Origin of the sequence: Pseudomonas sp. TUM22785, assembly GCF_028198105.1 — a bacterium.
In the GTDB taxonomy this organism is placed as follows: Bacteria; Pseudomonadota; Gammaproteobacteria; order Pseudomonadales; family Pseudomonadaceae; genus Metapseudomonas; species Metapseudomonas solani.
Window position 1 is genome coordinate 3,342,849 of the sequence record NZ_CP116239.1, and the last position, 17,908, is coordinate 3,360,756.

At 66.7% G+C, this 17,908-nt stretch carries 20 protein-coding genes; 7 read left to right on the top strand and 13 right to left on the bottom strand.

Going from position 1 to position 17,908, the window contains the following annotated elements:
• Positions 1–64 precede the first annotated feature (64 nt).
• The 4 genes from paaD to paaA all read right to left on the bottom strand — a co-directional run bounded on the left by paaD (position 65) and on the right by paaA (position 2,787).
• Positions 65–598 (bottom strand): 1,2-phenylacetyl-CoA epoxidase subunit PaaD, encoded by a 534-nt coding sequence (gene paaD, locus PI990_RS15260; RefSeq protein ID WP_271661168.1) that lies wholly within the window; start codon positions 596–598, stop codon positions 65–67.
• Positions 585–1,346 (bottom strand): 1,2-phenylacetyl-CoA epoxidase subunit PaaC, encoded by a 762-nt coding sequence (gene paaC, locus PI990_RS15265; RefSeq protein WP_184489023.1) that lies wholly within the window; start codon positions 1,344–1,346, stop codon positions 585–587. Before paaC ends, paaD begins: the two co-directional genes overlap by 14 nt.
• An 11-nt stretch (positions 1,347–1,357) precedes the next feature.
• Positions 1,358–1,639, bottom strand: a complete 282-nt coding sequence (gene paaB / locus PI990_RS15270; protein ID WP_021217238.1) for a 1,2-phenylacetyl-CoA epoxidase subunit PaaB — start codon at positions 1,637–1,639, stop codon at positions 1,358–1,360.
• Positions 1,640–1,794: 155 nt separating this feature from the next.
• The gene (gene paaA, locus PI990_RS15275; protein ID WP_184489022.1) at positions 1,795–2,787 is read right to left on the bottom strand and encodes a 1,2-phenylacetyl-CoA epoxidase subunit PaaA; all 993 of its coding nucleotides are present in this window, start codon (positions 2,785–2,787) and stop codon (positions 1,795–1,797) included.
• 510 nt (positions 2,788–3,297) lie between these two features.
• Here paaA and PI990_RS15280 point away from each other — a divergent pair.
• The gene (locus PI990_RS15280) at positions 3,298–3,501 is read left to right on the top strand and encodes a hypothetical protein (RefSeq protein WP_169708331.1); all 204 of its coding nucleotides are present in this window, start codon (positions 3,298–3,300) and stop codon (positions 3,499–3,501) included.
• Positions 3,502–3,569: 68 nt separating this feature from the next.
• Positions 3,570–3,764, top strand: a complete 195-nt coding sequence (locus tag PI990_RS15285; protein ID WP_236209119.1) for a hypothetical protein — start codon at positions 3,570–3,572, stop codon at positions 3,762–3,764.
• Between the two features lie 159 nt (positions 3,765–3,923).
• On the opposite strand, the gene PI990_RS15290 is transcribed toward PI990_RS15285, so the two are convergent.
• Positions 3,924–4,277 (bottom strand): DUF1428 domain-containing protein, encoded by a 354-nt coding sequence (locus PI990_RS15290; RefSeq protein WP_271661169.1) that lies wholly within the window; start codon positions 4,275–4,277, stop codon positions 3,924–3,926.
• A gap of 172 nt (positions 4,278–4,449) precedes the next feature.
• Here PI990_RS15290 and PI990_RS15295 point away from each other — a divergent pair, with 172 nt between their 5' ends.
• Together PI990_RS15295 and PI990_RS15300 are read left to right on the top strand one after the other, a co-directional pair.
• Positions 4,450–4,761 (top strand): type II toxin-antitoxin system HigB family toxin, encoded by a 312-nt coding sequence (locus PI990_RS15295; RefSeq protein ID WP_271661170.1) that lies wholly within the window; start codon positions 4,450–4,452, stop codon positions 4,759–4,761.
• Positions 4,758–5,129, top strand: a complete 372-nt coding sequence (locus PI990_RS15300) for a helix-turn-helix domain-containing protein (RefSeq protein ID WP_111262637.1) — start codon at positions 4,758–4,760, stop codon at positions 5,127–5,129. Before PI990_RS15295 ends, PI990_RS15300 begins: the two co-directional genes overlap by 4 nt.
• Before the next feature lie 284 nt (positions 5,130–5,413).
• Here PI990_RS15300 and paaK read toward each other — a convergent pair whose 3' ends face one another.
• The 6 genes from paaK to paaF form a co-directional block, all read right to left on the bottom strand.
• Positions 5,414–6,727, bottom strand: coding sequence for a phenylacetate--CoA ligase PaaK (gene paaK / locus PI990_RS15305; RefSeq protein ID WP_271661171.1), 1,314 nt, complete (start codon positions 6,725–6,727; stop codon positions 5,414–5,416).
• A 90-nt stretch (positions 6,728–6,817) separates the two neighbouring features.
• The gene (gene pcaF / locus PI990_RS15310; RefSeq protein WP_271661172.1) at positions 6,818–8,023 is read right to left on the bottom strand and encodes a 3-oxoadipyl-CoA thiolase; all 1,206 of its coding nucleotides are present in this window, start codon (positions 8,021–8,023) and stop codon (positions 6,818–6,820) included.
• Complete coding sequence (paaI, locus tag PI990_RS15315; protein WP_021217229.1) at positions 8,016–8,465, bottom strand: hydroxyphenylacetyl-CoA thioesterase PaaI; 450 nt, start codon at positions 8,463–8,465, stop codon at positions 8,016–8,018. The genes pcaF and paaI overlap by 8 nt, the downstream gene beginning before the upstream one ends.
• Entirely contained in the window at positions 8,452–9,975 is a 1,524-nt protein-coding gene (gene paaH / locus PI990_RS15320; RefSeq protein WP_184489016.1) for a 3-hydroxyacyl-CoA dehydrogenase PaaH, read from the bottom strand. The genes paaI and paaH overlap by 14 nt, the downstream gene beginning before the upstream one ends.
• A gap of 4 nt (positions 9,976–9,979) precedes the next feature.
• Positions 9,980–10,771, bottom strand: a complete 792-nt coding sequence (gene paaG, locus PI990_RS15325; RefSeq protein WP_271661173.1) for a 2-(1,2-epoxy-1,2-dihydrophenyl)acetyl-CoA isomerase PaaG — start codon at positions 10,769–10,771, stop codon at positions 9,980–9,982.
• 38 nt (positions 10,772–10,809) lie between these two features.
• Positions 10,810–11,583 (bottom strand): 2,3-dehydroadipyl-CoA hydratase PaaF, encoded by a 774-nt coding sequence (gene paaF, locus PI990_RS15330; protein WP_271661174.1) that lies wholly within the window; start codon positions 11,581–11,583, stop codon positions 10,810–10,812.
• 420 nt (positions 11,584–12,003) lie between these two features.
• Between paaF and paaY the strand changes: the two genes are divergently transcribed.
• The 3 genes from paaY to feaR all read left to right on the top strand — a co-directional run bounded on the left by paaY (position 12,004) and on the right by feaR (position 14,662).
• Positions 12,004–12,600, top strand: a complete 597-nt coding sequence (paaY, locus tag PI990_RS15335; RefSeq protein WP_271661175.1) for a phenylacetic acid degradation protein PaaY — start codon at positions 12,004–12,006, stop codon at positions 12,598–12,600.
• Between the two features lie 67 nt (positions 12,601–12,667).
• Complete coding sequence (gene paaX, locus PI990_RS15340; protein WP_111262644.1) at positions 12,668–13,591, top strand: phenylacetic acid degradation operon negative regulatory protein PaaX; 924 nt, start codon at positions 12,668–12,670, stop codon at positions 13,589–13,591.
• 156 nt (positions 13,592–13,747) lie between these two features.
• Positions 13,748–14,662 carry a transcriptional regulator FeaR gene (gene feaR, locus PI990_RS15345; protein ID WP_031286962.1) on the top strand — a complete coding sequence of 305 codons (915 nt, stop codon included), beginning with the start codon at positions 13,748–13,750 and terminating at the stop codon, positions 14,660–14,662.
• 837 nt (positions 14,663–15,499) lie between these two features.
• Here feaR and PI990_RS15350 read toward each other — a convergent pair.
• Positions 15,500–16,054, bottom strand: a complete 555-nt coding sequence (locus PI990_RS15350; protein WP_263401865.1) for a hypothetical protein — start codon at positions 16,052–16,054, stop codon at positions 15,500–15,502.
• A 703-nt stretch (positions 16,055–16,757) separates the two neighbouring features.
• On the bottom strand, positions 16,758–17,873 hold the full coding sequence (gcvT, locus tag PI990_RS15355) for a glycine cleavage system aminomethyltransferase GcvT (protein ID WP_271661176.1): 1,116 nt from the start codon (positions 17,871–17,873) through the stop codon (positions 16,758–16,760).
• Between the last annotated feature and the right edge of the window lie 35 nt (positions 17,874–17,908).

Here is a 17,908-nt window from a genome sequence, read left to right on the forward strand (position 1 = left end):
GCGGCTTTACCGCATGGAGGACGAATACAACCGGCGCCAGTGGCAACGGCCTGTGTTCGCTCTCCTATATGCACTTGAAGTAATCGAAGGGCTCCAGGCACTCCTTGCACCGGTGCAAGGCCTTGCAGGCCGTGGAGCCGAATTCGCTCAACTGTTCGGTATGCACGCTGCCGCACTGCGGGCAGCGGATTTCCGGGGCGTCCCCCAGCAGGGCGCGCTTGCTGGTGCTGCCGCTGGGCGGGGCGATGCCGTAGGCGCGCAGGCGCTCGCGGCCGTCATCACTGATCCAGTCGGTGGTCCAGGCCGGCGCCAGGCGGCGTTCCAGGTTCGGCGCGGCGAAACCGGCGCCTTCCAGCGCCTGCTCGATGTCGCGCTCGATCACCTCGGTGGCCGGGCAGCCCGAATAGGTGGGGGTGACCACCACGTGCAGGTGGCCGCCTCGCCAGTCGAGGTCCCGGACGATGCCGAGGTCGACCACGCTGACCACCGGCACTTCCGGGTCCATCACCTCGCCGAGCACCGACCAGGCGCGGGCCAGGTCGGCGGGCGCACCGGGGCGGGCGCCACGGTCGCTGGCGATCAGCTCACCAGGACGCATCGGGATGGGCCCTTTGCAGGAACTGCATCTCGGCCAGCAGCAGGCCGAGGTGCTCGGTGTGCAGGCCACGGCGACCGGAGAGGTAGAAGTAGCTGGCCGGCTCCGGCAGCGGCAGGGTGGCGCTGGCGAAGGTGTCGGCGACCTTGGCCTTCCAGGCAGCGGCGACGTCGTCCGGCGCCGGAGTGATGCCAGCGGCGGCCAGGCGTTGCTCCACCTCGTCGCCGTTCACCAGTTCGACGGTGAAGCGCCAGGTGTCGCGGATGGCCGCCAGCATGCGGCGGTGGCTTTCCTCGGTGCCGTCGCCCAGGCGCTGCACCCACTCGGTGGAGCGGCGCAGGTGGTAGGTGACTTCCTTCAGTGCCTTGGCGGCGATGCCGGCGATGCGTTCGTCGCTGGAGCTGCTGAGGCCATGGAGCACCTGGAAGTGCCAGGCGTCATAGAGGAACTGCTTGGTGATGGTCACCGCGTAGTCGCCGTTGGGTTGCTCCACCAGCAGCAGGTTGCGGTAGGCGCGCTCGTCGCGGCGGTAGGCCAGGTGGTCGGCGTCGCGGCCGTCGTCCAGCAGCTCGGCGGCGTATTCCAGCCAGTTGCGGGCCTGGCCCACCAGGTCGAGGCCGACGTTCATCAACGCCAGCTCCTCTTCCAGGGCCGGGGCCTTGCCGCACCATTCGCAAAGGCGCTGGCCCTGCACCAGGGCGCTGTCGCCGAGGCGCAGCAGGTATTCGATCAGGTCGTGTTTGGCATTCATGGCGGGCGGCCTCACATGTGGCCGACTTCGGCCGGCAGCTCGTAGAAGCTGGCGTGGCGATAGACCTTGTCTTCGGCCGGGTCGAACAGCGGCTCCTTCTCATCGGGGGAGGAGGCGGTGATCAGCGCCGAGGGCACCACCCAGAGGCTCACGCCCTCGTTGCGGCGGGTGTACAGCTCACGGGCGTTCTCGATGGCCATGGCGGCGTCGGCGGCGTGCACGCTGCCGACATGCTTGTGGTTGAGCCCGTGCTTGCTGCGCACGAAGACTTCGTAAAGGGTCCACTCACTCATTGTGTTCTCCTGCTCATCAGGCATGAGCTGCTGCGCGTCGGCATAACGTCGTTGGAAACAGACCCGGGCTTGCTCATTTACAGTCGTAAACTCCGCGCCCGTGCCTGTTTCCGCCTAGTTCTGCTCTAGCTCGCGAGCTCAGAGGCGGAAGTTGGTTAGGCGGCGTCTTTCTTCTGTTGTTGTTTGCGGGCATGGGCCACCGCGGCTTCACGGACCCAGGCACCGTCTTCGATGGCCTTGCGGCGGGTGGCGACGCGCTCCTGGTTGCAGGGGCCGTTGCCCTTGAGCACCTCGTAGAACTCGTCCCACTGGATGTCGCCGAAGTCGTAGTGGCCGCGCGCCTCGTTCCACTTCAGATGCGGGTCCGGCGCGGTGCAGCCGAGCAGCTCCAGTTGCGGCACGGTCTGGTCGATGAAGCGCTGGCGCAGCTCGTCGTTGCCCTGGCGCTTGATCTTCCAGGCCATGGACTGGGCGCTGTTGGGGGAGTGTTCGTCGCTGGGGCCGAACATCATCAGTGAAGGCCACCACAGGCGGTTGATTGCGTCCTGGACCATGTCCTTCTGCGCCTGGGTGCCGTTGCGCATCATGTGCAGGAGGATTTCGTAGCCCTGGCGCTGGTGGAAGGACTCTTCCTTGCAGATACGGATCATGGCGCGGGAGTAGGGGCCGTAGGAGGTGCGCTGCAGCACCACCTGGTTGACGATGGCGGCGCCATCCACCAGCCAGCCCACCGCGCCCATGTCGGCCCAGCTCAGGGTCGGGTAGTTGAAGATGCTCGAGTACTTGGCGCGGCCGCTGTGCAGCTTGGCGACCTCCTCGTCACGGCAGGCGCCGAGGGTTTCCATGGCGCTGTAGAGGTACAGGCCGTGGCCGGCCTCGTCCTGGATCTTCGCCATCAGCTGCAGCTTGCGCTTCAGGGTGGGCGCACGGGTCACCCAGTTGCCTTCCGGCAGCATGCCGACGATCTCGGAATGTGCGTGCTGGGAAATCTGCCGGATCAGCGTCTGCCGGTAGGCGTCCGGCATCCAGTTCTTCGGCTCGATCTTGATTTCCGCATCGATCTTTTCCTGGAAGGCGCGCTCTTCCGGGGACATCTCCTCCAGCGCCTTCACGCGCTTCACGCCGGTCTCAACCAATTGTGCGTACATGCCGTTCTCCAGCCATGCGGGTTCGTGGGGTGGCTTGGTCATGGCGCTAGTTTTAAATGATACAAAAATAAATATCAAATTAAAAAATAAGTGTCGTATTTAGAAAGCGGCAAGCGGTAAGCTTCAAGTGGCAAGCTAGGAGCCGGAAGCTGGAAGCTGAGAGCCAGAGCCAGAGCCAGAGCCAGAGCCATGGGCTGGGGCGCTTGCTGGCTTTTTCTTCCAGCTTCAGGCTTCAAGCTTCCAGCTAAGGGGAAAGAGATTCAAAATTTCAGGAATGACTACGTTGTTCCGTTCCCTTTACTCTTTTTAACAATTGCCCTCCAAAGCTTAAAAGACCGGCGCGGCGCGCCTTTGCATACTGCTGGCCTGCCATCGGCATTGGAGGCCGTCATGTTCAGGCGCGTGTGTTCATCCTTCTGTTTCCATCCGGGTTCCGGCGCGGCGTTGGTGGCTTGGCGTGGGCCGAGGCCGTGGTCGTTCTCGGCGCCTTCGTCGGAGGCGTTCGGGCACTTGGCTCTGGCGTTGCTGGCGTGCGGGGTGGGTGTGGTGGCGCTGGTGGCTGCGCTGCGCCCGTTCCTCGCCTGCGCCGATGGCGGGCTGTGCCTGCCGCTGTTCTCGGCCGAGCTCGGTGAGCTGGTGGGCGTGCTGGTGGCGCTGGAGCTGATGGCCGTCGCCTGGCTGGTGAGCTCGCTGCGCGGGCTTGTGCGGGGCTGAACGGCCTCGCATTCCACTCAAACCCGTCATTCAGGGATGTTCGAAATGATCACGAAGGCGAAGGGCTGATGGGCGCGGGCCTAGAAGCCATCGAGGTGCTGCTGGTCACCCCGCGCGTCGCAGAACTGCACGCCCAGGCCCTGGCAGAAGGCGCCACTGAACTGGCCGCGCCTACCCGCGAGGACTCCGGCCGCCTCGCCTCGCGCCTGCGCTGGGCCGACGGCGTGCTGGTGGCGCTGCAATCCCCGGCGCTGGAGCCCTGAGCGGGTGGGCTACAGGCGTGGGGTGGGCGTAGGGTGGGCTTCAGCCCACCGTTCTAGATGCTCCGACTTCTTCGTCCAATGGATGCTGCGCATCGATTCCTTGTGGGAGTGAATTCATTCGCGAAGAAGTCCCCGGGCTGAAGCCCGGGCTAACCGGCATCAGGCGTCGACTATCACGTCGAAGCCGCCGAAGATCATGCGCTGGCCGTCGAAGGGCATCTTCTCGGGATCGGGGTGCAGGCGCGGGTCCTCCATGGATTTCTTCATGCCCTCGTCGCGGGTCTGGCGGGAAGGCCAGGTGATCCATGAGAACACCACCGTCTCGTCGTCCTTGCATTTCACCGCCATGGGAAAGGAGGTCACCTTGCCCTCTGGCACGTCATCGCCCCAGCACTCCACGACGCTGAGGGCGCCATGGTCCTTGAACACCTGGGCGGCGATGCGGGCGATGGTGATATAGGCCTCGCGCTTGGCGGTGGGCACGGGAACGACGAATCCATCTACATAGCTCATGAGCGATCTCCTGGTCGGTGGCGCGTGGCGGTCCACGTGCCGGTCTCATCCGATAGTCGATTCAGGATTGGCGATTGAGACAATTCCTGGGCGAATGCCCGGGCTGTTCCGACGAGCGGCGCGGTGGCTGCAGGTTGTGTATGATCCCATCCCGGGACTAGCATCGCTCGCCATGAGAATCATCGCGATCAGCCAGTTGAAGGCTTTCTGGGAGCGTCATCCCGATGCGCAGCAGCCACTGCTGGCCTGGGTCGATGAGGCCCGGCGGGCCGAGTGGAAAAGCCCGGCCCACATAAAGGACCAGTACCGCAGTGCGAGCGTCCTCAAGAGTCGCCGGGTGGTCTTCAACATCAAGGGCAATGACTATCGGCTGGTGGTGGCGGTTGCCTACCGCTTCGGTGCGCTCTATATCAAGTTCGTCGGTACTCACAGGGAGTACGACGCCATCGATGCCAACACTGTGGAGATGGACCCGGGACTATGAACATCCGCCCGATTCGCACTGACGATGACTACCGCGCAGCGCTCGAGCTGGTGGCGCCGCTGTTTGAGAACGAGCCTGAGCCGGACACGCCCGAAGGCGACTTCTTCGAGGTGATGCTCACCTTGATCGAGGCGTACGAGGCGCGTCACTTCCCGGTCGACCTGCCCGGGCCGGTGGAGGCCATCAAGTTCCGCATGGAGCAGTCCGGGTTGACCGTGGCCGACCTGGTGCCCGCCATCGGGCGCCCGAACCGGGTCTACGAAGTGCTCAATGGCAAGCGCTCGCTCACCTTGCCGATGATCTGGAAGCTGCACGAGATGTTCGGCATTCCCGCAGAAAGCCTGATCAAGCCGCCGACCGCCGTCTGAGTGGTTCCAGCACGGCAAAAAGCCCCGCTTCGGCGGGGCTTTTCATTTGAACTTGAGCAGTCACGCCCTTAGGGCGTGGTCATGTGTCATCGGCTTTGCCTGTGACGACTCGAACTGAGGGCACGACAGGATGAGCTCGAGCCGTAGGGTGTGCCGTGCGCACCGCCGCAGGGTGCTTCCGGCGAGCCCAGGTGCGCGCAGCACACCCTACGTCCGGAGTGAGTGGCGGCCGCAAACTCCCGAGGACTGTCTGTGCCCCTCCACGTTCTAAAAGCGTGGGCGGCTCACGCCTTGGCGCGGTTGTCGTAGACGTGGCAGGCCTTGCCCTCGGAGCGTTTCAGGGAGTACGCCGGGCGCAGCACGATGCGCGAGCTGATGCCGATGTAGGTCTTGATGTGGCGGCCCAGCTCGCTGCACAGCGCCAGTTCCTGGGTTTCGTCCAGGGGCTCCAGGCCGTGGCGGGGTTCGACGTGGACTTCCATGCTGTCGAGGTTGCCGTTGCGCGAGAGGTGGATCTCGTAGGTTTCGGCCAACTGGCGGACCTTGAGCACCTGCTCCTCGATCTGCGTGGGGAACACGTTGACGCCCCGGATGATCAGCATGTCGTCGCTGCGCCCGGTGATCTTGTCGATGCGCCGCATGGGCCGCGCGGTGCCCGGCAGCAGGCGGGTGAGGTCGCGGGTGCGGTAGCGGATCATCGGCAGCGCCTCCTTGGACAGGGAGGTGAACACCAGCTCGCCCATCTGCCCGTCCGGCAGCACCTGGCCGGTCACCGGGTCGATGATCTCGGGGTAGAAATGGTCTTCCCAGATGGTCGGGCCGTCCTTGGTTTCGGCGCATTCCATGGCCACGCCCGGGCCCATGATTTCCGAGAGGCCGTAGATGTCCAGGGCGGTGATGCCCAGGCGCTCCTCGATGGCACGGCGCAGCTCGGCGGTCCAGGGTTCGGCGCCGAAGATGCCCAGGCGCAGGGCCAGCTTGTGCGGGTTCAGGCCCTGGCGCTCGATCTCGTCGGCCAGGTTCAGCATGTAGGAGGGGGTGACCATGATGATGTCCGGCTGGAAGTCGCGGATCAGCTGGACCTGCTTCTCGGTCTGGCCGCCGGACATGGGAATCACGGTGCAGCCCAGGCGCTCGGCGCCGTAGTGCGCGCCGAGGCCGCCGGTGAACAGGCCGTAGCCGTAGGACACGTGCACCTTGTCGCCCTTGCGGCCACCGGCGGCGCGGATCGAGCGCGCCACCACGTTGGCCCAGGTGTCGATGTCGTTCTGGGTGTAGCCGACCACGGTGGGCTTGCCGGTGGTGCCGCTGGAGGCGTGGATACGCACCACTTCTTCCTGGGGCACGGCGAACATGCCGTAGGGGTAGTTGTCGCGCAGGTCGGACTTGCCGGTGAAGGGGAAGCGGGCGAGGTCGTCGTGGCTCTTCAGGTCCTCGGGGTGCACGCCCAGTTCGTCGAAGCGCTGACGGTACAGCGGCACGTTGCGGTAGGCGTGGTCGAGGCTCCAGCGCAGGCGCTCCAGCTGGTGCTGGCGGAGCTGGTCGACGCTGGCGGTTTCCATCGGGTCGAGCAAGGCGGCATTGGCGATCATGTTCATTTCATCACTCGTATTGTTCTTGTGCGTGGCGCTGGGCGCCTGAGTGCAGGAAGGCAGGATACTCCCGGCCTTCCCGGTCCGGTGTGGCGGTTACAGTTTTTCGATGATCAGGGCGATGCCCTGGCCGACGCCGATGCACATGGTGCAGAGGGCGTAGCGGCCGGCGCGGGCCTCCAGTTCGTGCAGCGCGGTGGTGACCAGGCGCGCGCCGCTCATGCCCAGCGGGTGGCCCAGGGCGATGGCGCCGCCATTGGGGTTGACCCGCGGGTCGTCGTCGGCCAGCTCCAGTTCGCGGAGCACGGCCAGGCCCTGGGCGGCGAAGGCTTCGTTGAGTTCGATCACGTCCATGTCAGCGAGCGACAGGCCGGCGAGCGCCAGCACCTTGCGCGTGGCCGGCACCGGGCCGATGCCCATGATGCGCGGCTCGACGCCGGCGCAGGCCATGGCGACTACGCGGGCGCGGGGTTTCAGGCCGAAGCGGCGGGCGGCGTCGGTGCTGGCCAGCAGCAGGGCGCAGGCGCCGTCGTTGACCCCGGAGGCGTTGCCGGCGGTGACGCTGCCGCCCTCGCGGAACGGCGTGCCGAGGCGCGCCAGCTGTTCCAGGGTGGTGTCGCCGCGCGGGTGTTCGTCCTGCTCGACCCACTTCGACGGCCCCTTGCGCTGGGCAATCTCCACCGGAACGATTTCCTTCGCCAGGCGGCCATTGGCCTGGGCGGCGGCGGCCTTGAGCTGGCTGCGCAGGGCGAAGGCGTCCTGGTCGGCGCGGGAGATGGCGAACTGCTCGGCGACGTTCTCCGCCGTCTCGGGCATGGAGTCGATGCCGTACTGGCGCTTCATCAGGCCGTTGACGAAGCGCCAGCCGATGGTGGTGTCGAACAGCTCTGCGCTGCGGCCGAAGGCCTGCTCGGATTTGCCCATCACGAAGGGCGCGCGGGACATGGATTCCACGCCGCCGGCCAGCATCAGCCCGGCTTCGCCACAGCGCAGGGCGCGGGCGGCGCTGCCGATGGCGTCCAGCCCCGAGCCGCACAGGCGGTTGAGGGTGGTGCCGGGCACGGTGACCGGCAGGCCGGCGAGCAGGGCGGCCATGCGTGCGACGTTGCGGTTGTCTTCGCCGGCCTGGTTGGCGCAGCCGTAGATCACGTCGTCGATGGCGCCCCAGTCCAGCTCGGGGTGACGCTGCATCAGGGCGCGGATCGGCACTGCGCCGAGGTCGTCGGCGCGAACGGAGGACAGGACGCCGGCGTAGCGCCCGATGGGCGTGCGCACGGCGTCGATGATCAGGGCGTCATTCATGCAGGGATTCCTCGTCGAGCAGGGTGCCGCGCACCTTGTAGGACTTGCCGTGGAACAGGGCGATCAGCTGCCCGTTCTGGTTCTCGATGCGTACGTCGTAGTTGCCGGTGCGGCCGCTGCGGCTCTGTTCGGTGGCCTGGGCGGTGAGGGTGTCCCCCAGGTGCGCCGGCGCCACGTAGTCGATGCTGCAGCCGATGGCCACGGTGACTTCGTTGTAGGTGTTGCAGGCAAAGGCGAATGCCGAGTCGGCCAGGGCGAACAGGTGGCCGCCATGGCAGGTACCGACGCCCTGCAGCATGTCGGCGCGCACGCTCATGCCGACCCGTGCAGCGCCGGGCGCCACCGAGAGCAGGCGCATGCCCATGGCCTGGCTGGCGGCGTCGCGTTCGTACAGGGTGCTGGCACAGGCTTCGGCCAGTGACAGGGCTTCACGGTTGGTCATGCAGCGTCCTCCCTTCGGCCACCCGGCGGCGCAGGGCCAGCGAGGGGCGGTAGCGCGGCTCGCCATAGGCGGCCTGCAGGTTGTCCAGGGTGCGCAGCACCTGCGGCAGGCCGATGGCGTCGGCCCAGGCCAGCGGGCCGCGCGGGTAATTGACACCGGCGCACATGGCCAGGTCGATGTCGGCGGCGCTGGCGACCCCGTGGAGCAGGGCGTCGGCGCCTTCGTTGGCGAGCATGGCCACGGTGCGCAGCACGGCAAGGCCGGGGATGTCGGCCAGCGGGCTGGCGGCGATGCCGGCGCGGGCGAGCAGGGCGACCGCCGCGTCGATGGCGGCCTGGGTGGTGCCCGCCGCCCAGCTGATGCCGAGGCGTTCTGCGCGGCCGTAGTCGAGGGCCAGGTCCAGCAGCACCAGGTTGTCGAGGCCGTCCTCGCGGGCGCGCTGGGCGGCCAGGCGGCCGTCGCTCAGCGCCAGGGTGGCGTCGCCGACCCGCAGCAGCCCGGCGCCGTCACGGCGGGTGACCCGCACGCCGGCGTTTTCCAGGCGCTGTACCAGCGGGGCTGCGACACCGAGGTCGCCTTCGATGGCGCAGGCGTCCACGGTGGCGGTGCTGGCGAGCGTCGCCGCCTGTGGGCGCTCGGCGCCTTCGGCGTAGTCGTAGAAGCCCCGGCCGCTCTTGCGCCCAAGGCGGCCGGCTTCCACCAGCTCCTTCTGGATCAGCGAGGGCTGGAAGCGGAAGTCTCCGTAGTAGGCGTCGAACACCGAGCAGGTGACGGCGTAGTTGACGTCATGGCCGATCAGGTCGGTGAGCTCGAAGGCGCCCATGCGGAAGCCGCCGGCCTCGCGCAGCAAGGCGTCGAGGGTGGCGCAGTCGGCGGCGCCTTCCTGCAGCAGGCGCAGGCTTTCGGCATAGAAGGGGCGCGCTACGCGGTTGACGATGAAGCCAGGGGTGGAGCGCGCGTGCACCGGCTGCTTGCCCCAGGCGCGGGCGGTTGCGAACAGGCGGGCGGCCAGGGTCGGGTCGCTGGCGAGGCCGGAGACGACCTCCACCAGCGCCATCAGCGGCGCGGGGTTGAAGAAGTGCATGCCGAGCACGCGGCCCGGGTGCTGCAGGCCGGCGGCGAGGCTGGTGATGGACAGCGAGGAGGTGTTGCTGGCGAGGATGCAGTCGGGGGCGCACAGGGCTTCCAGGCGCTGCAGCAGCTCGCGCTTGATCTCCAGCTTCTCGACGATCGCCTCGATCACCAGGCCGGCGTCGGCCAGCTCCTCCAGCGCATCGGCCGGGTGCAGGCGGGCGAGGGTGGCGGCCTGGGCGTCGGCCTCCAGCTTGCCTTTCTCCACCAGGCGGGCGAGCTGCCGGTCGATACCGGCAATGGCCTGGGCCGCAGCACCGGGGCGGGTGTCGTACAGGCGCACCGGGTGCCCGGCCTGGGCGGCGACCTGGGCGATGCCGGCGCCCATGGCGCCAGCGCCGATCACGGCCACCGGGGTTTCTCTGTTCAGGGCGTGCATGGGCTCAGCGTCCTTTGAAGCTCGGGGTGCGTTTCTCCATGAAGGCGCCAACGCCTTCGCGGTAGTCCTCGCTGCGGCCGGCGAGGCGCTGCAGGTCGCGTTCCAGTTCCAGCTGCTGGTCGAAGCCGTTGTCCAGGCTGGCGTTGAGGGCGCGCTTGATCAGGGCCAGGCCGTAGGTGGGCTGGGTGGCCAGGTGGCGCGCCAGCTTCAGGGCCTCGTCGCGCAGCGCGGTGTCGTCCACCACGCGGTGGATCAGCCCCCATTGCTCGGCCTGTTCGGCGGTCAGCCGGTCGCCGAGCAGGGCCAGGGCCTTGGCGCGGGCCATGCCGACCAGGCGCGGCAGGCTCCAGGTGCCACCGGAATCGGGCACCAGGCCGATCTTGCAGAAGGCCTGGATGAAGCTCGCGGAGCGCGCCGCCAGCACCAGGTCGCAGGCCAGCGGGATGTTGGCGCCGGCACCGGCGGCCACGCCGTTGACCGCGCAGATCACCGGCAGCGGCAGGTCGCGCAGGGCGCGGATCAGCGGGTTGTAGAAGCGCTCGATGGACAGCCCCAGGTCGGGCATTTCGGCGCCTGGCGCGACGTTGCGGTCGGCCAGGTCCTGCCCGGCGCAGAAGCCGCGGCCCTCGCCAGTGAGCAGCAGTACGCGCACCTCCGGGTCCTGGCGCACGCGCTTGAGGGCCTCGCGGACCTCGCCATGCATAGCGGCGTTGAAGCTGTTGAGCTGTTCGGGGCGGTTGAGGCTGAGGGTGGCGACCCCGGCCTCGATGGAAAACAGGATGTGCTCGAAATTCATGGCGTGCGCTCTATGGAGTCGAGTTGTGGGCGGCCGGGTCAGCGGCCGGTGAATTCGGGGGTGCGTTTCTCGCGGAAGGCGGCGAGGCCTTCTTCGCGGTCGGCGGTGCCGGCCAGCAGGGTGAAGGCATGGCGCTCGAAGCGCAGGCCGCTGGCGAGGTCGGTGTCCTGTGCCTTGAGCAGCGCCTCCTTGGCCAGGCGCAGCGCCAGGGGTGCCTTGCCGGCGATGACGCGGGCGATGGCCAGGGCGCGTTCGACGGTGAATTCCGGCTGGGTCACCTCGCTGACCAGGCCGGCGCGCAGGGCGTGGCGGGCGTCGATGGCCTCGCCGCTGAGCACCATCTGCATGGCCAGGGACTTGCCCACGGCGCGCAGCAGGCGCTGGGTACCACCGGCGCCGGGCATGATGCCGAGGTTGATTTCCGGCTGGCCGAAGCGGGCGTCCTCGCCGGCGATGAGGATGTCGGCGTGCATGGCCAGTTCGCAGCCGCCGCCGAGGGCGAAGCCGTTGACCGCGGCGATCAGGGGTTTGGGGAAGCGGGTGATGCGCTGCCAGTGCGCCTGGCGCGGGTCGTCGAGGATGCCCACCAGGTCGCGCTCGGCCATCTCGTTGAGGTCGGCGCCGGCGGCGAAGGCCTTGCGGCTGCCGGTGATCACCACCACGCGGGTCTGCGGGTCGTGTTCCGCATCGTCCAGTTCCTGGGCCAGTTCGCCCAGCAGCCGGGTGTTCAGGGCGTTGAGCGCCTCCGGGCGCTGCAGGGTGATCAGGCGCACGCCCCGGTCAGGGGGCAGGACGGCAAGAGTCTCGGGCATGGAACGGGCCCTCAGGGTGCACGCACGGCATCTGGGCCGGGCTTTGTTGTTGGATTGCCAGGCGTTCGTCCGTTGGGCGGGCTGGCGTTTTTCCGGAGTATACGCATGAAGCGATACAAAACAATAAGTATTAAATCGTATTTATGTGTCTCTAATGGGGTGGCTTTCCATGCTTCGATGGGTATCCGAGTGCTGGCCTGCTGCCCTTTCCCGGGAGGTTTATCCAGTATTCATGCGGGTTTCGCGAGGCGGGCGTGGGCCTCGCACCAACCGATACGCGATTGCCTGCTTTATCCGATAAAAATGATGTGATACAAGTTGCGTCATCCGTCGCATCGCTTTCCGTTGCGGCATCGCCCTGCGAGGACCGACCATGAGCCGCCTTTTCCCTCTACAGCCCGTCGCGCGGGGTGTCGCGCCATGACCTGCTACAGCCTCGACGGCCTGGTTCCGGTGGTGGACCCGAGCGCCTACGTGCACCCTTCGGCGGTGCTGATCGGCGACGTGATCATCGGCCCCAACTGTTATGTGGGCCCGCTGGCCAGCCTGCGTGGCGACTTCGGGCGGATCGTCCTGGAGGAGGGCGCCAACATCCAGGACACCTGCGTGATGCACGGCTTCCCGGAAAGCGACACGGTGGTGGAGCGCAACGGCCACATCGGCCACGGCGCGGTGCTGCACGGCTGCCGCATCGGCGAGGACGCCCTGGTGGGCATGAATGCGGTGGTGATGGATGGCGCCCATATCGGTGCGCGCTCCTTCGTCTCCGCCGCGGCCTTCGTCAAGGCGCGCTTCGAGTGCCCGGAGCAGTCCCTGGTCATGGGTGCGCCGGCGCAGGTGAAGCGCCGCCTCAGCGACGAGGAGGTGGCCTGGAAGCAGCGCGGCACCCAGGAGTACCAAGCGCTGGCGCGGCGCTGCATGGCGAGCATGGTGGCCTGCGAGCCGCTGCCGGCGGTGGAGCCGGATCGCCCGCGCAACCGCGTCGACGGCCTGCGCCCAAAGGGGGAATCGGCATGAGCGCGACTGTGGTCAGCGCGCCGATGCGGCGGGTATATTCGGCAACTTTCCAGCGCCCGGTTCGCCCATGACGTCCCTCGCTCCCCTGCAGCACCTCATCACCCGTTTCCAGGAGCAGACGCCGCTGCGCGCCAGCTCGCTGATCATCACCCTCTATGGCGATGCCATCGAACCCCATGGCGGCACCGTGTGGCTGGGCAGCCTGATCCAGCTGCTGGAGCCCATCGGCGTCAACGAGCGGCTGATCCGTACCTCGATCTTCCGCCTGACCAAGGAAGGCTGGCTCACTGCCGAGAAGGTCGGCCGGCGCAGCTACTACAGCCTCACCGGCACCGGGCGGCGGCGTTTCGAAAAGGCCTTCAAGCGTGTGTACAGCTCCAGCCTGCCGGCCTGGGACGGTTCCTGGTGCCTGGTGATGCTCTCGCAGCTGCCCCAGGAGAAGCGCAAACAGGTGCGCGAGGAGCTGGAGTGGCAAGGTTTTGGTGCGATTTCCCCCATCGTGCTGGCCTGCCCGCGCTGCGATCGCATGGATGTGAACGCCACCCTGCAGGACCTCGAGGCCCTGGAGGAAACCATCGTCTTCGAGACCACCGCCCAGGATGTGCTCGCCTCCAGGGCTCTGCGCATGCAGGTTCGCGAGAGCTGGAACATCGACGAGCTGGCGGCGCACTACAGCGAATTCATCCAGCTGTTCCGCCCGTTGTGGCAGGCGCTGCGCGAACAGGAGGCGCTGCAGCCGCAGGACTGCTTCCTGGCACGAACCCTGCTGATACACGAGTACCGCAAATTGCTGCTGCGTGACCCGCAGCTGCCCGACGAGCTGTTGCCGGGTGACTGGGAGGGGCGTGCGGCGCGCCAGCTGTGCCGCAATATCTACCGCCTGGTGCAAGCCAAGGCCGAGGAGTGGCTCAATGGCGCACTGGAAACCGCCGACGGTCCGCTGCCGGATGTCGGCGAAAGTTTCTATCGGCGATTCGGCGGGCTTAAATAGGGCTCCTGTCTCGAAATGCCCAGGAGGGCGAAGTGCTTGGCGTGATCCGCCGGGCCGCACCGCAGGTTGCGGGATGGCACGGAGGAAGAATGAACGAAGGTCGCCTCGATGCGGCCTTGAATAACAATAAGAAAGCTAGCCAGAGGCTCCATGGCCATGACTGCACGTGCACTGAGAACCGACCGCTTCGACGAATGGTTGCAGCGGATCAACCAGGTTTGCGGGCGCTTCTGCGCCAAGACCCTCGGGGAGGAATTCTCCGGGGCGGTCCGCGAATACAAATCCGGCGCGATCAAGCTCAGCTTCGTCGACGTCGCCCAGGCCCGGCTCTACCGTACCGAGCATGAGGTGGCGCAGAGCGACAGCCGACACTTCTTCGCCGCCTTCCAGCTGCAGGGCGAGTCGAACATGGAGCAGGGCGGCAACCGCGTGCGCCTGGCCCCTGGCGACATCACCCTGATCGACTCCTCGCTGCCCAGCGACTTCACCTACGGCGCCAACTCCCGGCAGCTGTCGCTGATCCTGCCGCGCCACCTGGTGGAACAGAATCTGCGCTACGGCAGCGTGCGCTGCGCGCAGAAGATCGCCGCCACCTCGCCCATCGCGCTGCTCACCCATCGCCTGATCCTTGAGGCCAGCCAGCACGAGTGCCTCAGCCAGCACGAGAGCGAGGCGACCCTGGAGGCGGTGGTCAGCCTGCTGCGCCCGGCCATCAGTGCCGCCGAAGGGGATGCCGATCCCCATGAGCGGGCGTTCCGCAAGACCCTGGACTTCATCGATGCGCACATCCGCTCCGAGGAGCTCTGCCCCGAGCTGCTGGCTCGCGAGGTGGGGGTTTCGGTGCGCGGCCTGTACCGCATGTTCTCGCGCAAGGGCCTGGTGGTGGCGCAGTACATCAAGAACCGCCGGCTGGATTTCTGCGCCGAATCCCTGCGCCTGGGCGCCGCCGAGCACAAGCTCTCGGCCCTCGGCTACTCCTGGGGCTTCTCGGACTCCAGCTACTTCTCCACGGCCTTCAAGGCGCGCTTCGGCGTCTCTCCCGGCGAATACCGCAAGCGCTACCAGCACTAGGTGCTCTTGGATTGCGCGACTGTAGGGGCGAATTCATTCGCCCAGGCAGCGCGCAGCGCTGCCACATGGCCCCAATCCGCTCCGTGTCGCCTGTCGGGATCGCGATTGCGGACGTTGGGGCGTGGGTGCGAGGGGTATGGGGCGGATGCGGGGGCGCGGCCAAGAGGGTGGGTGCGAGCGGGGGCACGGCGGGCAACTGCGTTGCCCTTGGGCGAATGAATTCGCCCCTACGGGTGCTCCCGGGTGGGTTGGTGTCGGGTTCCTTCGCGAATGAATTGGCTCTGTCTGCGTTAGCTGTTGTGGTTTTAATGCAGGCGCTCAAGCACGGTACTTTCCGGGCGCTTGAGGGTTTGTGCCACCTCCACCGCATGGGTTTCGCTTCGCTCTACACCATCCTACGAAAGCCCGTGCGCACCTGTGGTGATGCGCTGGACGAAGAAAGTTGGAGCAGCCGCCAACGCCCCTCCAGGAGGCCGAACGCAGTCGTTGCGCCGGGGGACGAGCGGCATGGATGCCGCGAGAGGCGCGCCAGGCCATGGATGGCCCATCGCGCCGGCCCCCAGAGCAACGATGGAGTGAGGGAACCCGACGCAGTCGGGCCGGATGATGGGGCAAGCCCTTTTGGTTCCTTTTAAGGCGATTGTTAAAAGGGACTCGCCCGGGGGGGGCGAAATCAGAAGCACCAACAAAACTCGGCAATCAGCTGGGCTCAATTCTTCTAGCAACACTTAACGCAGACAGAGCCAATGAATTCGCCCCTACAAAAAGCCGGTATTTTCCGCACAAATGAAAACGGCAGCGCCAAGGCGCTGCCGTCGGGTGACCGTGCTTAGCGGATCACATGTTGTATTTGCTGTGGAACAGGGCGATCTGCTTCTCGGGCTTGGGCTCTTCCTTGGTCAGGACGTAGACCACGCGCTGGCCTTGCGGGCCGCCGCCGATGTCGACGTAGCTGAAGGTGGGCTCGCCGATCTTGTACATGTCGATCATGTCGCCGTAGCGGCTGAATACGTAAATGATGCCGTCTTCGTCACGCAGCTCGCCGTAGAACGGCAGGGCCGGCGGCAGGCTCACGTCGAGGAAGCGCTGGGCGCTGGTCTTGGCTTCCTTGCCCTGGTCTTCGGCTTTGAGGATCAGGGTGATGTCGCGGTCGAAGCCGTCTTTCTTGCCGGTTGCCTTCTTCAGCGGGGCAGTGCCGTTCTCGATATAGCCGCGGTAGGTGGCGTAGTCGTCGAAGACGAACAGTTCCTTCTCGGTACGGACCTGGTACCAGTCTTCGTTGTTCAGCGCCTCGACCTTGGCCGGAGCGGCCGGCGGGGTGCTGCAGGCGGAGATGGCGACGGCCAGCGCGGCCAGGGTCAGCGATTTGATCAGGTTTTTCTTGCAGGGCATTTCATGGTCCTCCCCAGGATTGGTGAGACGCGAATCTGCCCGAGTCGTGTGACGACGAGATGACGGAGATATGCCAGAAGTATTACGGCGAGGTTTCGGCGCCTGAATCGCCTGTTTTCAACTGGATGTCGGCAGAAGTTAAAGTAAATTCTAGATTTTTCAATTTCATATGAATCAATGGGTTACGAGCGATTTGTAATCTTTAATGTGATGATTTGAGCGGCCTGCGGAGGCCCGCCTGTACCCGTTTTTGTGGGAGCGAATTCATTCGCGATGGTCGGGCACGGTGCAATTCGCGCTTGAAACCGCTCCCACAGGATCGCTCCGGTACAAGGTCGTAGGTCGGGTGCAACCCGACGTCGTTGCGCGCTGAACCACGCGGGTTTCACCCGCCCTACGCAATCCACCTCGACCCCCGCCCGTAGGAGCGAGCTCTGCTCGCGAACAGCCTTGGCACCTTCCCATTGACCACCGTTGGGCCTCGCTGCGCTCGGCGCCAACCTACGGCGGTGTGGCACGGTTCGGGATTGGGTTGTGACACCGGGCATCGCCGGTGGAGGTAAAGAGCGACCTCCACCCTACATTCCGGGATAGGCCCTGCCTTGGGTCGGAGTGCCGGAAAAAGAAAAGGCGGCGGTTTGCACCGCCGCCTTGAGGGCCTCGCTTCGGCTGGGGGAGCCTGCGGGGCATCGAGGGTGAAGCGTTAGCCGCGGTAGTAGCGCTGCGGCACGAAGGGGGTCTTGGCGACTTTCATCGCCACGCGCTTGCCGCGCACCACGGCCCAGATCTCGCTGTCGAGGGCGGCATGGGCGGCGTTCACATAGCCCATGGCCACCGGGGCGCCCAGGGTGGGGCCGAAGCCGCCGCTGCTGACGCGGCCGATCACGGTGCCGTCGGCGTCGACGATCTCGGCGCCTTCACGCACCGGTACGCGCTCCTGGGGCAGCAGGCCAACGCGCTTGGCAGCGACGCCTTCACGCTGCTGGGCGAAGATGCGCTCGGCGCCGGGGAAGCCGCCGGCGCGCTCGCCATCGGCACGACGCACCTTGGAGATGGCCCAGGCAAGGCTGGCGTCGATGGGGGTGGTGGCGGTGTCCATGTCGTGGCCGTAGAGGCACAGGCCGGCTTCCAGGCGCAGCGAGTCGCGGGCGCCGAGGCCGATGGCCTGGACTTCCGGTTCGGCCAGCAGGGCGCGGGCCAGGGTCTCGGCCTTGTCGGCGGGCACGGAGATCTCGTAGCCATCCTCACCGGTGTAGCCGGAGCGGCTGACGTAGCACTCGACGCCCAGCAGGCGGGCACTGCCGAACTGCATGAAGGTCATCTTCGCCACCTCGGGCGCCAGGCGTGCCAGCACGGTGACCGCCGCCGGGCCCTGCAGGGCGAGCAGGGCGCGTTCCTCGAACAGCGGCTCGATCTCGCAGCGGTCGCTGAGGTGCGCGCGCAGGTGGGCCAGGTCCTGGTCCTTGCAGGCGGCGTTGACCACCAGGAACAGCTCGTCCGCCCCCAGGCGCGCCACCATCAGGTCGTCGAGGATGCCGCCGTTGGCATCGGTGAACACGGCATAGCGCTGCAGGCCCACCGGCAGGTCGATGATGTCCACCGGCACCAGGCTCTCCAGGGCCTTGGCGGCGTCGCTGCCGCGCAGGCGGATCTGGCCCATGTGGGACACATCGAACAGCCCGGCCTGCTCACGGGTGTGCAGGTGCTCCTTCATCACGCCGAGCGGGTACTGCACCGGCATGTCGTAGCCGGCGAAGGGAACCATTTTCGCTCCGAGTTCGAGGTGGAGGCTGTGCAAGGGGGTCTTTGCGAGGGTCATGTAAATCTCCTTCGGAAGCTGCAAGCCACAAGCGG